The 13,348-nt window shown below is 68.2% G+C and carries 12 protein-coding genes and 1 pseudogene; 2 read left to right on the forward strand and 11 right to left on the reverse strand.

The window, feature by feature from the left end; translation table 11 throughout:
* From A9O63_RS07975 to A9O63_RS08005, 7 genes are all read right to left on the reverse strand, one after another.
* Positions 1–248, reverse strand: a 248-nt coding sequence (locus A9O63_RS07975; protein ID WP_141703057.1) for a DUF3325 family protein, incomplete at its 3' end; no start/stop codon positions are given.
* Positions 245–541 carry a DUF3649 domain-containing protein gene (locus A9O63_RS07980; RefSeq protein ID WP_069331448.1) on the reverse strand — a complete coding sequence of 99 codons (297 nt, stop codon included), beginning with the start codon at positions 539–541 and terminating at the stop codon, positions 245–247. The genes A9O63_RS07980 and A9O63_RS07975, both read right to left, overlap by 4 nt.
* Positions 525–2,180, reverse strand: a complete 1,656-nt coding sequence (locus tag A9O63_RS07985; protein WP_069331449.1) for a PepSY-associated TM helix domain-containing protein — start codon at positions 2,178–2,180, stop codon at positions 525–527. The genes A9O63_RS07980 and A9O63_RS07985 overlap by 17 nt, the downstream gene beginning before the upstream one ends.
* A 69-nt stretch (positions 2,181–2,249) precedes the next feature.
* The gene (locus A9O63_RS07990) at positions 2,250–4,757 is read right to left on the reverse strand and encodes a TonB-dependent siderophore receptor (RefSeq protein ID WP_069331450.1); all 2,508 of its coding nucleotides are present in this window, start codon (positions 4,755–4,757) and stop codon (positions 2,250–2,252) included.
* 138 nt (positions 4,758–4,895) lie between these two features.
* The gene (locus tag A9O63_RS07995; RefSeq protein ID WP_069331451.1) at positions 4,896–5,858 is read right to left on the reverse strand and encodes a FecR family protein; all 963 of its coding nucleotides are present in this window, start codon (positions 5,856–5,858) and stop codon (positions 4,896–4,898) included.
* Positions 5,859–5,974: 116 nt separating this feature from the next.
* Entirely contained in the window at positions 5,975–6,496 is a 522-nt protein-coding gene (locus A9O63_RS08000; protein WP_069331452.1) for an RNA polymerase sigma factor, read from the reverse strand.
* A gap of 243 nt (positions 6,497–6,739) precedes the next feature.
* Positions 6,740–7,384, reverse strand: coding sequence for a GntR family transcriptional regulator (locus A9O63_RS08005; protein WP_069331453.1), 645 nt, complete (start codon positions 7,382–7,384; stop codon positions 6,740–6,742).
* Positions 7,385–7,712: 328 nt separating this feature from the next.
* Between A9O63_RS08005 and A9O63_RS08015 the strand changes: the two genes are divergently transcribed.
* Both A9O63_RS08015 and A9O63_RS08020 read left to right on the forward strand, forming a co-directional pair.
* On the forward strand, positions 7,713–8,741 hold the full coding sequence (locus A9O63_RS08015) for a YeiH family protein (protein ID WP_235836943.1): 1,029 nt from the start codon (positions 7,713–7,715) through the stop codon (positions 8,739–8,741).
* A 79-nt stretch (positions 8,742–8,820) separates the two neighbouring features.
* A complete protein-coding gene (locus A9O63_RS08020) occupies positions 8,821–9,687 on the forward strand; it encodes a TrmB family transcriptional regulator (protein ID WP_069331455.1) in 867 nt (288 codons plus the stop codon).
* Positions 9,688–9,932: 245 nt separating this feature from the next.
* Here A9O63_RS08020 and A9O63_RS08025 read toward each other — a convergent pair whose 3' ends face one another.
* The 4 genes and pseudogenes from A9O63_RS08025 to A9O63_RS08040 form a co-directional block, all read right to left on the reverse strand.
* Complete coding sequence (locus A9O63_RS08025; protein ID WP_069331456.1) at positions 9,933–10,904, reverse strand: tripartite tricarboxylate transporter substrate binding protein; 972 nt, start codon at positions 10,902–10,904, stop codon at positions 9,933–9,935.
* 10 nt (positions 10,905–10,914) lie between these two features.
* Complete coding sequence (locus tag A9O63_RS08030) at positions 10,915–12,444, reverse strand: tripartite tricarboxylate transporter permease (protein WP_069331457.1); 1,530 nt, start codon at positions 12,442–12,444, stop codon at positions 10,915–10,917.
* Positions 12,432–12,899 (reverse strand): tripartite tricarboxylate transporter TctB family protein, encoded by a 468-nt coding sequence (locus A9O63_RS08035; protein WP_069331458.1) that lies wholly within the window; start codon positions 12,897–12,899, stop codon positions 12,432–12,434. The genes A9O63_RS08030 and A9O63_RS08035 overlap by 13 nt, the downstream gene beginning before the upstream one ends.
* Positions 12,896–13,348: pseudogene (locus A9O63_RS08040) on the reverse strand (L-aspartate oxidase); the annotation flags it as partial. The gene A9O63_RS08035 and the pseudogene A9O63_RS08040, both read right to left, overlap by 4 nt.

Here is a 13,348-nt window from a genome sequence, read left to right on the forward strand (position 1 = left end):
CCTGCACCGGCTGCGGCCAGCCAGCCCAGCCAGGTCACGCCGCCGACGCCCGGCCCCCAGCCGATCACGCCCAAGGCCAGCGCCAGCGCCAGCAGCGGCCAGCCGAGGAGGCGCAGGCTCCATCTCCGGGCCGGGGCGGGCGGGTGGCCCATCAGCGCGGCACCCGGCTTCTCCGAAGCCAGCGCAAGCGCCAGAAAGCCGCCCGTCGAAGACAGCAGCATTGCCGCATTGAGCCAGATCGCCGTCATGCGCCGCCTCCCGCGCCCAAAAGCCAGCAGGCCAGCGCTAGCGCCGCCGTGGGCAGAGCCATGCCGATCCAGGCCCGCGTGGCCGAGCGCGCCTGCATGACCCAGATCACCGCCAGCGCGTAGAGGAGGAAGCTGAGCAGCATTCCCCACAGCGCCGCCTCGTGCCGGGGGGGCGGCAGGCTCAGCGCCAGCGCCGAGGCCGCGGCCGAGGCCAGCGCATAGCCGCCGAGCACCGCCGCGCCGATGCGCGAGGCGACGGACAGCCGGGCTTGCAGATCACTCGGCAGGTTCATGGCGGACCCTCCCATGGCGGGCGGCAAGTGCCGCGGTTCCGGCGGATGCGCCGTCTTCGTCCGGCACCGCCCATTTGCGCCGCAGCTTCCCCGCGATCAGCGTGAAGCCTGCGGCAAAGCCCAGCATCGACAGGTCGAACCCGGCCAGCGCCCAGTCGCCCGCAGGCAGGCTCGCGCCCAGATGCCGGTCGGTGGTCAGCGCATTGACCAGAGGGATCGCCAGACAGGCGGCTGCCGCGAGCCGGCACAAGTCGATCCATGCGCGCTTCAAGGGCCTGACCGATGCCCACAGCAGGGCCCAGCCCCAGCCGAAAAACAGCGCGTGAAACTCCCATTGCGCACGGCCTTCCATCTGCAGGGGCAAGAGGCGGTTGGCCAGAAAGAACAGCGCGATGCCGAAGGGCAGGCCGATGATGGTGCCCGCATTGAGCACCTCGACCAGACGCAGGCCGAAGCGCGCGCCCGCCGAGGCGCCCTTGATGTGCTTCTGCCGGCGCTTGACCGTCCAGAGCACCAGGCCCGTCGCGATCACCCCGCAGCCCAGAAGCCCCGAGACCACATAAAGCCAGCGCAGCCCCCAGCCGGCGAAGATCCCCTCGTGCAGATCGAAGAGCAGCCGTTCGGTGCGGGCGGCGGCGCCGTCGCGGTCGTCCGGCGGCAGGGGCGCGCCGTTCGCCGCGTCGAAGCGCAGATGCGCGGGCCGGAGCCCGCCCATCCGGTCGCCGGCGATGCCCGACAGCTCGACGAAGGCCGGCTCGCCGCGCGGATGTTCGATCCGCAGCTGGGCCACGCGGCCCGCGCCCCACTCGGCCTCGGCCTCCGTCACCAGACGGGCCAGAAGCGCGGCCTCGGCGCGGGCGGGCTGATAGCCGGCCTTGTGGACGGTGGAGCGGTCGTCCCAGTAGCGGTTCATCGCCGCATCGCCCGTGCCATAGACCGCCGCGACCGGCGCCGGCGCATACCAGGTGGTGAAGAAGACCAGCCCGCTGTAGGTGATCATGGTGAAGAACGGCAGGCTCATGACGCTGATGACGTTATGCGCGTCGAGCCACGACCGCTGGCCCTTGCCGGGGCGGAAGGTGAAGAAGTCGGCGATGATCTTCTTGTGCGTGATGACGCCGGAGAAGACCGCCACCAGCATCAGCATCGTGCAGATGCCGACGATGTAATAGCCGACCCAGTAGGGCACGTAATGCAGCGCGTAATGCATCCGGTAGAGACCCGCCCCGCCCCATGTGTCCCGCGGCTCGGGTGAGACCAGCGCCTGTCCCGTGACCGCATCCAGCACCTCGGATCCGGTGCGTCCGAAGTCCTGCCGGTCGGGCGGCATCTCTTCCCAGCGGATCGACAGCGGCTGCCAGCCGCGCGGCTGGCGCGCCGCATGCGGCAGGATGATCTGCCATGACTTCGCCTCGGGCGCGTTCGCTTCGAGCCGCGCCAGCGCATGGCCGACCAGCACATCCGGAGAGGGCAGATCGCCCCGCGCCTCCATCGGCAGTTCGGGGCGCATCCAGCGCGAAATCTCGTATTGCACATAGCCTGCCGTCCCGGTCACGAAGACCAGAAACAGCACCCAGCCGACCACGAGACCTGTCCAGGTATGAAGCCACGCCATCGATTGGCGGAACGAGCTGTGCATTGCGGAAAAGATCCCGTCTGGAAAAGTGGACCCCGCCCCGGCAGCCATCGCGGGAGGCGGGCGAGAGGCCTAGAACCGGCCGCGAAGCGTCAGCGTGGCGTTGCGCGGCTCGCCGTACCAGTTGCCGCCATTCGGCACGCCCAGCGTGGCGTAATAGGTCTTGTCCAGCAGGTTGTTCACATTCAGCGCGACGCTCCACCGGTCGTCGACCTGATAGTTCACATGCGCGTCCCAGACGGCATAGCCGCCCTGCCGGATCTCGAAGCCGGGTTGCGTCCAGCCGTCCTCACCCATCAGCCAGTAGGTGCCGGTATTGGCGTGCCTGCTTTTCACCGTCACGCCGCTGCCGACGGTCCATTTCGACAGATCGCCCGGCAGGTTGTATTCCGTCCACAGCTTGAACATGTGCCGGGGCGTGAGGGCGTGATAGGGGGCGCCCTCGTTCTCGTTCTTGTTCTGGTTGTAGGTGTAGCCCGCAAAGACCTGCCAGCCCGGCGCGATCTCGCCCGAGGCCTCCAGATCGATGCCCTGGCTGACGATCTTGCCCAGCGGCAGATAGAACGTGCCGTCCTCGTCTCCGTAGCGCGTATCCTCGACCGCCTCACCGTTGCGCTCGATACGATAGAGCGCGGCCGCGACGTTCAGGCGGCCCTCCATCAGCTCGCCCTTGGTGCCCAGTTCGAAGTTGCGGCCGGTGATCGGGTCCAGCTGCGTCGGGTTCTCGGGCGGGCCTGCGTTCTTGCCCTGCGGCTTGTAGATCTCGGTGAGGCTGGCATAGGCGGTCCAGTCGGGGGGCAGATCGTAGGTGACGCCGACATAGGGGGTGAAGATGCCGGTTTCGCGCCACCGGTAGCTGCTGTCGCGATAGGTGACATTGCCGTCCTCGTCGCGCCCCTCGGAGATCTCGCGGTGACTGTAATTGCCGTAGCGGCCACCGACGATGACATGCGCCCGGTCGTTCACCGCCATGTCCAGCCGGGCATAGACGCCCTGCTGCTTGGCCCCGTAGGCCGGCCAGCCGGCGGTCGCCCCCGTCAGCGTCGGCGGCGGAAGATCCAGACCCGGGAAATCACCGATCGTCAGGCTGCCATCGGGGAACGAGGTTTCATAGAGATTGCGGATCTGCTTGCCGTCGCTGCGGCGCCAGTCGGCCCCTGCGACCAGCTTGTGTTCCCGGCCCCAGGCCTCGAAGCGCCCGCTGATGCTGAGATCGACAGCATCCGAATGGTTGCCCGCATCCTCCGAGAAAGCGCCCGGATCGCCGATGACGCCGGTGGCAGGGTCCACCGGACCGCCGACCGCAAGCTCCGTATAGCGATAATCGAACCGCTGCCGCATGGCGCTGAAACTCAGCGTCCAGTCCTCGCCGAAGCGATGCTCGGCCCCGATGAACATATCCCAGGTGGTCGTCTCGCGCGTGGACCAGTCGGTGTTCAGCGCGATGTCGCGGTCCAGCCCCAGCTGGGTTCCGTCCGTATAGGTCGGCAGGCCCTTCGCCCACCGGATGCCGTTCTGGTGCTGGTAGGTGGCCCCGGCATGAATCGTGGTATCTGGCGTCAGATCGTATTCGAGGATCCCGTAGGCGACCTGCTTTTCCTCGTCCGCCGGGGAATAGAAATAGTCGCGGTCCTGCCAGGCGCCGATCATCCGCCCGCGCAGACGGCCGTCCTCGGTCAGTGGGCCGGAGAGATCGGCCTCGAGGCGGCGGTTGTTCCAGCTGCCATAGGCCAGCGACACCGAGGATTGTCGCTCGTCCGTGGGGCGCTTGCGGGCCAGATTGACCGTGCCGCCCGGATCGCCCGCCGCCGAGAACAGCCCCTCGGCGCCGCGCAGCACCTCGACCCGATCATAGATCGACAGATCGAAATCGGGTCGGAAGCTCGAGTCATAGGCGGTGCCCAGATTGTCGACCTGATAGTTGGTGATGGTGAAGCCGCGTGAGAAGAACTGCGGATTGCCCGAGCCGTCGGTGGCGGCCACCACCCCCGGCGCCTTGGCCATCGCATCCGACATCATGATGAGGTTCTGGTCCTCGAGCACCTTGTCGGTCATCACCGTCACCGATTGCGGCACCTCCTTCAGCGAGTCCGCACCCCGCGCCACGCTGGCGGCGCCGGTGGCATAGGAGCCGCTCCCCTCGGTCTCGGCGCCACCGCCGCTCACCGCGATCGTGTCCAGCAGGATCGAGCCGTCCGGGCCCGTGTTCGACGCCCCGGTGACACCGAGAGCCACGATCGTGACGGTATTGGTGGCGGTATAGCGATAGGTCAGGCCGCTTCCGGCAAGCAGACGGGAGAGCGCCTCCTGCGCGGTCAGGGCTCCGGACACGCCCGGCGACTGCTTGCCGCGCACGAGATCGGCCGGGTAGAGGATCTGGAGACCGGAGCGTTCCCCGAACCGCGTGATGGCGAGGCCGAGCGGTCCGGCAGGCACCGCATAAAGGGTGGATGCCTCCTGCGCCGCTGCGGGAAGGGAAAGCCCGGTTGCGGAGAGGAGGGCGGTCGAAGCCAGCAGCGCGAGGCTGACGCGCATGCCAAGACCGGCCTTGGCCCGGGTGTCGGGAAAACTCTGCCTCATGATCTCTCAAACTCCGTCCACGGTAGAGGCGGCACCGAAACGATGCCCGATATCCCCTAGACGGCTGCCGGACAGGGGCACCTCACCCCCCTCCGGCAAATTCCTTAACTTTTTTGCCGGAGATCTGCCGGGGCCGGATCAGGCGGGGCGCAGCACGACCAGATAGCGGGTCACATGGGTGCTGCGCAGCGGAAGGGTGTTCTCGATGGCCTCCAGAACCCCGTCGGGATTGGCGATGTCGAAGATGCCGCTGACCCGCATGTCGAGCAGGCGGGCACTGGTGACGTGGATGGTCCCGCGGCGATAGCGGTTCACGTCCGCCAGAACCTGGCGGAGCGGCCGGTCCTCGAAGATCAGCTTGCCGCGCAGCCATGCGCTCTGGATCTCGGCATCGAAGGGCTCCACGGCCTCATGGGCTCCGTTGCCGAAGGAAAGGCGTTCGCCTTCCTCAAGCTGGATCTCACCCAGCCCGCTCGTCCGGAGGGTCACTGCGTGCTGCTCGACCGCCACGGTCGCGCTCCCGTCCCAGAGATGGACGGAGAAGCGGGTGCCGAGCGCGGTGATGACCCCGCCCTCCGCCCGCACGCGGAACGGACGCGGGTCGGCCGCGACGTCGAACAGCGCCCGCCCGCGCTGCAGATGGAGCCCCCGGACCTGATCGTCGAACTCGAGGGCAAAGGCCGTATCGGCATCGAGATCGACGGTGCTGCCGTCCTCCAGCACGGTCCGCCGGGTCTCCCCGATCCCGGTATATTCGTTGCTCTGCAGGAAATCCGGCAGGCCGTTCAGCGAGACATAGCCGCCCACGAGCCCCGCCGCGATGCTGCCCGACAGCACCATGCGCCGCGACAGTCCCCGCGGGGCCTGTGGTATCGGCGTGATCCGCCGAGGATCCCGGAGAGCATCGAGATCGCTCCAGATCCCGCCGAGCCTTGCATATTCGGACCTGTGCCGGGGATCGGCTGCAAGCCAGCACGCATGACGGGCACGGTCGGTTTCGGTGGCATCGCCGGAATTCATGCGCACGAACCAGGTCAGCGCCTCGTCTCGGACATCGCCTCGCGGGCCTTGCTGGTCTCGACTATCTTTGGCTCGTGCCATCGGGTCACCGGCTGAGGGATATATCGACCAAACAGAAAGGGAGGCGGAGCGGTCCTTCTCTCTTCAGGACGGATGAGGACCCCGACCACCTCACCCCCGTTTGTGCATTTCGCGGATCACAGATCATCGAGCAGGTCACCCAAACCGTCCCGGCACTGCGCGAGCGCCTTCATGATCAGCTTTTCGACCGCGCTCCGGCTGATCCCCAGACGCGTGGCGATTTCGGAATGGCTCAACCCGTCGAACTTGTGCAAGAGGAAAACCTCTCGCTGCCGGGGCGGCAATTCGGCGACGATCTCTTCCAGCCGCGCCACGCGCTGACGAAAGTCGACGATGCGTTCTGCGGACGGGGCGTCGGCAGGCTGATCGGGGATCTCCGCTGTCGTGAAGTGCCTCTCTCGAACCCTTTGCGCGCGAAGCCGGTCGATCGCCAGATTTCTCACCACCTGCCCGACATAGGCGGCGGGGCTCGACATCTCCTCGACATCCTGCACCCTTGCGAGCCTGAGCCAGGCGTCCTGCATCACATCCTGAGCATCGCACCGGGTGCCCGGCCGCCGCATCAGATGGCGCGACAACCTGTCGTAGCCGCTCAGCAAGGCGCCGAACACCCCATGGGGATCGTCACGCTCGGCCATGGACCCCATCCCTCGCCCGGAGGGGCGGCAGACCCGAGGCAGCCGGTCGCTGCGCATGGCCATGCCACACGGCTGCAACGTGCCGGAAAGTATCGCTGTGCTGTGGGGTCATTCCGGAAGTCCGCTCTCCAACCATCGGCAGCGACAGATGACGCTGAACCTGAGCTGGCTGGTGGCTGACCCGCGCATCACATTATTGAGTGCTCGGGCAAGAGGCAACCGCCCGCGCGCCTGCGGCGCGCCTCAGGTCGCGGCCAGCATCAGGCGGTGCTGGTGCGACGAGCGGATGTGCTGGCGGATCGCCTGTTCGGCCGCGTCCGGCTCGCGCTTCTGCAGCGCCTCGACGATCTGGATATGCTGCTCATGGGCCGAGCGCGCGCGGGCGCCTTCGCCCAGCAGGCTCGGCAAGAGGGACATGGTGATCGAAAGCTGCTCGATGGCGGCCAGCAGATAGCGGTTGTGGGCCGCCAGCGCGAGCAGCCGGTGGAACCGCTTGTTGATCTCGGAGAGCTGCTGCGGATCGTCCAGCGCGCCCGCCTCCATCGTGACCAGATCCTTCAGGGTGGTGATCTCGGCATCGCTGCCCGACAGCGCGGCCAGCCGCGCGGCCGCCCCCTCCAGCACCTCGCGCATAATGTAGAGCTCGCCGATCTGCTGGTGGCTGAGGTCGGTGATGATGAGCCCGCGCCGGGGCACGTTGGTGAGCAGCCCGTCGATCTCGAGCTTCGAGATCGCCTCGCGGATCGGCGTCCGGGAGACGCCGAACTTCTCGGCGAGCGCCACCTCGGTCACCCGTTCGCCGACCTTGAACTCGCCGCTGTGGATGGCGTCGCGCACCTGTTCGTACACGGTGTGGCTGACGTCGCGGGCTTTCGGGGTCTTCGTCATGATGCCTTTCTCGACATGTCCAGCGACAGTAAGGATACGCCTGTTCCCGGATGTATCCAAGTTCGCATGTTCCGAACGGGCCGACCGGCAGCTGCTCGGGCCTCGGCGCGAACCGGCAGCCCGAGGCGTGGCGCCTCTTTTGCCTTGGCGTTCAGGCCATGCGGAGGGCGGTGCCCGTCGCGGTGATGCGGTCATTCTTCCCGGCGTTTTGCAGCGATCCCCCCGAGGCGCTGGACGTGCGCTCTTGCAGGGGCTATTAATGGTAGTTTAAGCTACTACTACTAGAGGGCCGGCAGGAGAAGCCTGTGCCGACGGACGGAGCTGCGACATGATGGATCAGAGCCTGCGCGCGCGGCAGGGGATCGGCGGCCGGATCCGGCTGATCAGGGGTCTGATCCCCGGCCTCGTCCTGTGCGCCACCATCGCGCTCGCGGCAGCCTTCGTCTCGGACCATTACGGAGGCCCGGCGCTGCTCCATGCGCTTCTGCTCGGCATGGCTTTCTTCTTCCTCTCGCAGGACGGGCGGACGGCGCCCGGGGTGATCTTTGCGGGGCGCCATGTGCTCCGGATCGGCGTGGCGCTTCTGGCGGCACGGATCACGGCGGGCGAGATCCTCGAGCTCGGCTGGCTGCCCATCCTCGTGGTCCTGTTCGGGGTGACGCTGACCATCCTCGCCGGCGTCGCGATCAGCCGTCTTCTCGGATTGCCGGCCGAGTTCGGCATCCTCAGCGGCGGAGCGACCGCCATCTGCGGCGCCTCGGCCGCCATGGCGATCTCGGCCGCCCTGCCGCGGGACGAGACCTCCGGCCGCAACACGCTCTTCGTCGTGATCGCGGTGACGTCTCTCAGCACGGTCGCCATGGTGGTCTATCCGCCGCTGGTGCGGATGCTCGGCATGGACGAGACGCAGGCGGGGATCTTTCTCGGCGCGACCATTCATGACGTGGCGCAGGTGGTGGGCGCGGCCTTCATGCTGTCCGAGGAGACGGGCCGGACGGCCACCCTCACCAAACTCCTGCGCGTGGCCTTCCTCGTGCCGGTCGTGCTGACGATCTCGATGCTTCTGTTTCGCGGCGCGCCCTCCGGCAGGGCGAAAGCACGCGCGCCGTTGCCCGGCTTTCTCGTGGCCTTCGTGCTGATCGTGGTGGCCAACAGCCTGGGCCTCCTGCCGAAGGCCACGCAATCGGCGCTGGCAGAGATCTCGCGCGGCTGCCTCGTGGTGGCCATCGCAGGGCTCGGCGTGCAGACCTCGTTCCGGAAGCTCGCGCAGGTCGGCTGGAAGCCGGTGGCGATCGTGGTGCTCGAGACGCTGTTCCTCGCCCTGCTGGTTCTGGGGATCATGGCGGTGGCCGCATGAGCCGGCGGCAATTGCATTCGGACGCGAGGAATGGTAGCTGCGGATACTGCCAGTAGCTCCCGTCTGCCCCGGTGACCCGATGGATATTGCCGACCCGCTCCAGTCGCTCCTTGCCGATCTGCAGGGCCTGCATTTCAGCGATTACGAGTCGCGGGCCTATCTGGCCCTGCTGAAGATCCAGCCCGCGACCGCCTACGAGGTGGCCAAGGAGGCGGGGCTGCCGAAGGCCAATGCCTATTCCGTGCTGGAGAGCCTCGGCCGCAAGGAGGCGGTGCAGCCGGTCTCGGAGAGCCCCGTCCGCTATACCGCGACCCCGCCCGAGGTGCTGCTCGCCGCCATCGTCGAGACGACCGAGCGGCGTGCGGCGCGGATCAAGGAGGGGATCGGCAAGCTCGGCACTGTGCCCCAGCACGAATATGTCTGGTCGATGACCGGCGAGCACGCGATCAACTCGCGTATCTCGCAGATGATCGACGCCTCGGTCACGCATCTGTGGATCAAGGGGTCGGAGGATCACCTCGAGCGGCACCTCGACCGGCTGGAGGCCGCGGCCCGACGCGGGGTCGATGTGCTGATCGTGCTGTTCGGGACGAAGGTCGAGCAATTCTCCTGCGGGGGGCGGATCACCGTCATGCTGCATGAGGGGAACGGCATCCCGGTGGCCATGGCGCGGTGGCTGGTCAGCCTCACCCGGGATTTCGAGGAGGCCCTGGTGGCCGAGTTCGGCAGCCAGCCCCACGGCTCCTACACGCGCAACAGGCCGCTGGTGAACATCTTCGACAGCCTGATCCGGCACGAGATCTATTTCTGCGAGATCTTCGCGATCTTCGGCGACGAGATCCAGGAGCGCTTCGGCCCGGCGCTGTTCGAACTGCGGCAGAAATACCTGCCGCAGCCGCAGGTCGAGACGCTGCGCGACCTGATCGCGGCCACCGACAAGCTCTGATCCCCGCGCATCGGACCAACCCCGCGCCGGATCGGGAGCCGTGCCGGACGGCCGCCGGACTCACCCCGAGCGCGGCGTCGCGGGTCGTCCCGCCGGGCGCGGCCAAGGGCAGGCAGGCCAAGCGGCTCTCGACGGGCGACATGCCCGGAGCGGGCACGTCGCCTTCGTTCCGTCTCCTTCGGGACGCCGCCGGTCCCGTCGGCGCGGTCTGCGGCCCCGGGGCGCGTTTCCGGGGCCGCAGCCCCCTACTGCAGCAGGCCGAGGTCGGTCAGCGAGCCCTTGAGAAGATCGCGTTCCGAGCGGAGGAACTCCAACGTCTCGTCGTGGCCCTTGAAGGTCTCCGTCCAGTAGTTGTCCTCGACCTCCTGCTTCCAGGCCTCGGTTCCGGTCATCCGGGTCAGCGCCTCCTCCCAGAAGGCGATCTGGTCGGGCTGCATGTCCTGCGGGCCGATCACGCCGCGGAAGGGGCCGTAGACGACCGGATAGCCGAGCTCGGTCCAGGTCGGCACCTCGGCCATGGCCCCGCCCAGCCGCTCGGGCGCGCTGACGGCAAGGCAGTTCAGATCGCCCGAGCGCACATATTCGGCAAAGCTCGCCGCGGGGGCGATCGAGAAATCGACATGCTGGCCCAGAAGCGCCGTCACCGCCTCGGACGCGCCCTTGAAGACGACGGTCTTGGGTTTCATCACGTCGAAGCCCACCGCCTGGGCGAGCTGGGCGAAGGCCACATGATTGTGGTTGCCGGGCGTCGTCGCAAAGCCGAAGCGCATCTCGCCGGGCCGCTCCTTCAGGGCATTCACCAGATCCTCGGCCGTCTTCAGCGGGCCTTCGGCATTCACCGCAAAGCAGAGATATTCCGAGACCAGCGTCGCGAGCGGCGTGAGCGTCTCGAAGGTCAGGGGCGAGGTGCCGCGCAATTCGTCGGTCAGGATGTTGGGCGAGGTGATCGAGATGTAATGCATGTCGCCCGGATGGCGGTTCATCGAGGCGAGCCCCACCGCGCCCCCTGCACCGGGCTGGTTGGTGACGTTGATGGGCTGGCTCACGATCCCTTCCTCGAGCACCCGCTCCATCGCGCGGGCGGTGCGGTCGAACCCGCCCCCGGGCGAGGCGCCCACGATGATCTCGACAACCCGGCTGGGCTCGGCGGCGCTCACGCCCGAGGCTGTGCCCGTGGCCATCAGGGCCAGTGCGGCGATGCGGCGGAATGCGGTCATGGTCTCCTCCCTATCTTGGTTGCGGTCTGGTCTTGGCGGTCTCGGTCCGGCGCCGGGCCGTGGCGCGGAAGGCGGGGGCCAGCGTCGCCACCAGCACGAGGATCCCGCTCAGCCCGAGGAAGAGGGCGGCGATGCCGCCGGGCACGAGCCCCGCCGGGTCGCCGTCCGAGAGCGACAGCGCCTGCCGGAGCGACTGTTCGAGATTGCCGCCGAGCGCCACGGCCAGCACGAAGGGCGCGAGCGGCACGCCCGCCTTGCGCAGCAGGAAGCCCGCGACCCCGAAGAGAAGCGCCACCTGCACGTCGAAGACGTTCGAATTCAGCGAATAGGCCCCGGTGATGGCAAGCAGCAGGATGATCGCGTTGAGCGGCGCGCCGGGCATGGTCAGCATCCGCACGAAGATCCCGATGAAGGGCACGTTCAGGATCACCAGCACGACATTGGCGACATAGAGGCTGCCGATGATGCCCCAGACGAGGTCCGGGCTTTCGGCGAAGAGCCGCGGGCCGGGCTGGATGCCGAAGATCATGAGCGCGCCGAGAAGGATCGCGGTGGCCGAGGATCCTGGCAGGCCCAGCGTGAAGAGCGGGATCAGCGCGCCGCCCACGCTCGCGTTGTTGGCGGCCTCGGGGCCGGCCACGCCCTCGATCGCGCCCTTGCCGAACTCCTCGGGGTGCCGGCTCGCCCGCCGCTCGGCGGCATAGGCCAGAAGCGTTGCCACCGCCCCGCCCGCGCCGGGCACCACGCCCACCAGAAAGCCGATCACCGAGCCCCGCAGGAACGAGAAGCGGCAGCGCGCCCATTCCGAAGCCTCCATCCAGAGCCTGCCCACGGTCGCGACCTTGCCCCAGCGGCGGGCCATGATCTCCTGGATGTTGGTGAAGACCTCCGAGATGCCGAAGAGGCCGATGATGACGGCGATCAGGCTCACCCCGTCGAAGAGATCGGGCGAGCCCATGGTGAAACGCGCGGCGCCGCTCTGGAGGTCGATGCCGACCGTCGCCACCATCAGCCCCAGCACGATGGCGATCAGGCCCTTCACCGCCGCCCCCTGCAGCAGCGTGGCGGTGGCCACGAGGGCGAAGGTCATCAGCGCGAAATATTCGGCCGGCCCGAAGCGCAGCGCGAAGCGCGCGATGGGCTCGGCGAGGAACGTGAGGCCGATCAGCCCCACCGTGCCCCCGATGAAGGAGGCCACCGCCGAGCAGAAGAGCGCAGCCCCGCCGCGGCCCTTCCGCGCCATCGGATTGCCGTCGAGCATGGTGATGACCGACGAGACGTCTCCGGGCGTGTTGAGCAGGATCGACGAGATCGACCCGCCATACATCGAGCCGAAGTAGATCCCGCAGAGCATGATCATCCCGCCGGTGGGATCGAGCCCGTAGGTCAGCGGCAGCAGAAGCGCGATGCCGGTGGCGGGGCCCAGCCCGGGCAGCATTCCGATCCAGGTGCCGACGAAGGCTCCGATGACGACATAGGCGAAGTTCCAGCCGCTGAAGGCGGTGGCTATGCCCGAGGCGAGATAGCCTATCGTGTCCATGGGACCATTCCCTCGAGCCAGGTCTCGGGGAAGTAGGTCCCGAGAAGCATCGCGAAGACCACATGAAAGAGAAGCGTGAGCCCCGCGGCGGTCAGGATCGCCCGCAGCAGCGGCTCGCGCAGCGTGACGAGGAAGCCCGCGAGCAGCAGGAAGCTCGTCAGCGGATAGCCGAGGAGCGGCATGAGCAGGATGAAGCCCGCCACGAGCGCGCCGCAGATCGCGATGGCCAGCAGCGCACGCCCCGGCGTCGCGGGGCCCGCCGCCGCGGGGGCCTGCACGAGGGTGACGATGGACAGCAGGGTGAGGAGGGCGCCGAGGATCTGCGGGAAGATCCGGGGGCCCAGCGGATCGCCGAAGCTGCCCTGCGTGATCGTGAAGGAGGCCGCGAGATAGCCTGCCCCGATCAGGATGCAGATGAGCGCCACGATCCGGTCGATGCCGGGCAGGGCCTTCATGGCTTTGGTCCTCCCGGGGCAGGGACGGGCCCGGCCACGAAGGCGATGTGCCTGTCCCACCCGCTGTCCTGCTCGGGGCAGTCCGTGCGGAAATGCGCGCCGCGGGATTCCGTCCGCGTGCCGCTCGCCTCGAGGATCAGCCGCGAGAGCACATACATCGCGTCGAGCGAGAAGCCCTCGACCGGGCCGGAGGCCGCGAGCGCCGCCTCGATCCGCGGCTCGAGCGCGGCATGGCGGGCGAGGGCGCGCTCCACCGCGGCGCCGGTGCGCTCGATCCCCGCACCCTCCACGAGAAGGGCGCGGATCTCGGCCTTCAGCGGCGCCGGATCGGTGGCGCCCGTCCCCCCTCCGGTCGCGCGGATGCCGATGAGGTCGGCCCGGGGCTGGCCGTTCAGCTTGCGCGGGTCGGTGGCGATCAGGCTCTGCACAAGCCGCGCTGCGGCAGGCCC

It is taken from the genome of Cereibacter johrii (genome assembly GCF_001720585.1).
Classification (GTDB): domain Bacteria; phylum Pseudomonadota; class Alphaproteobacteria; order Rhodobacterales; family Rhodobacteraceae; genus Cereibacter_A; species Cereibacter_A johrii.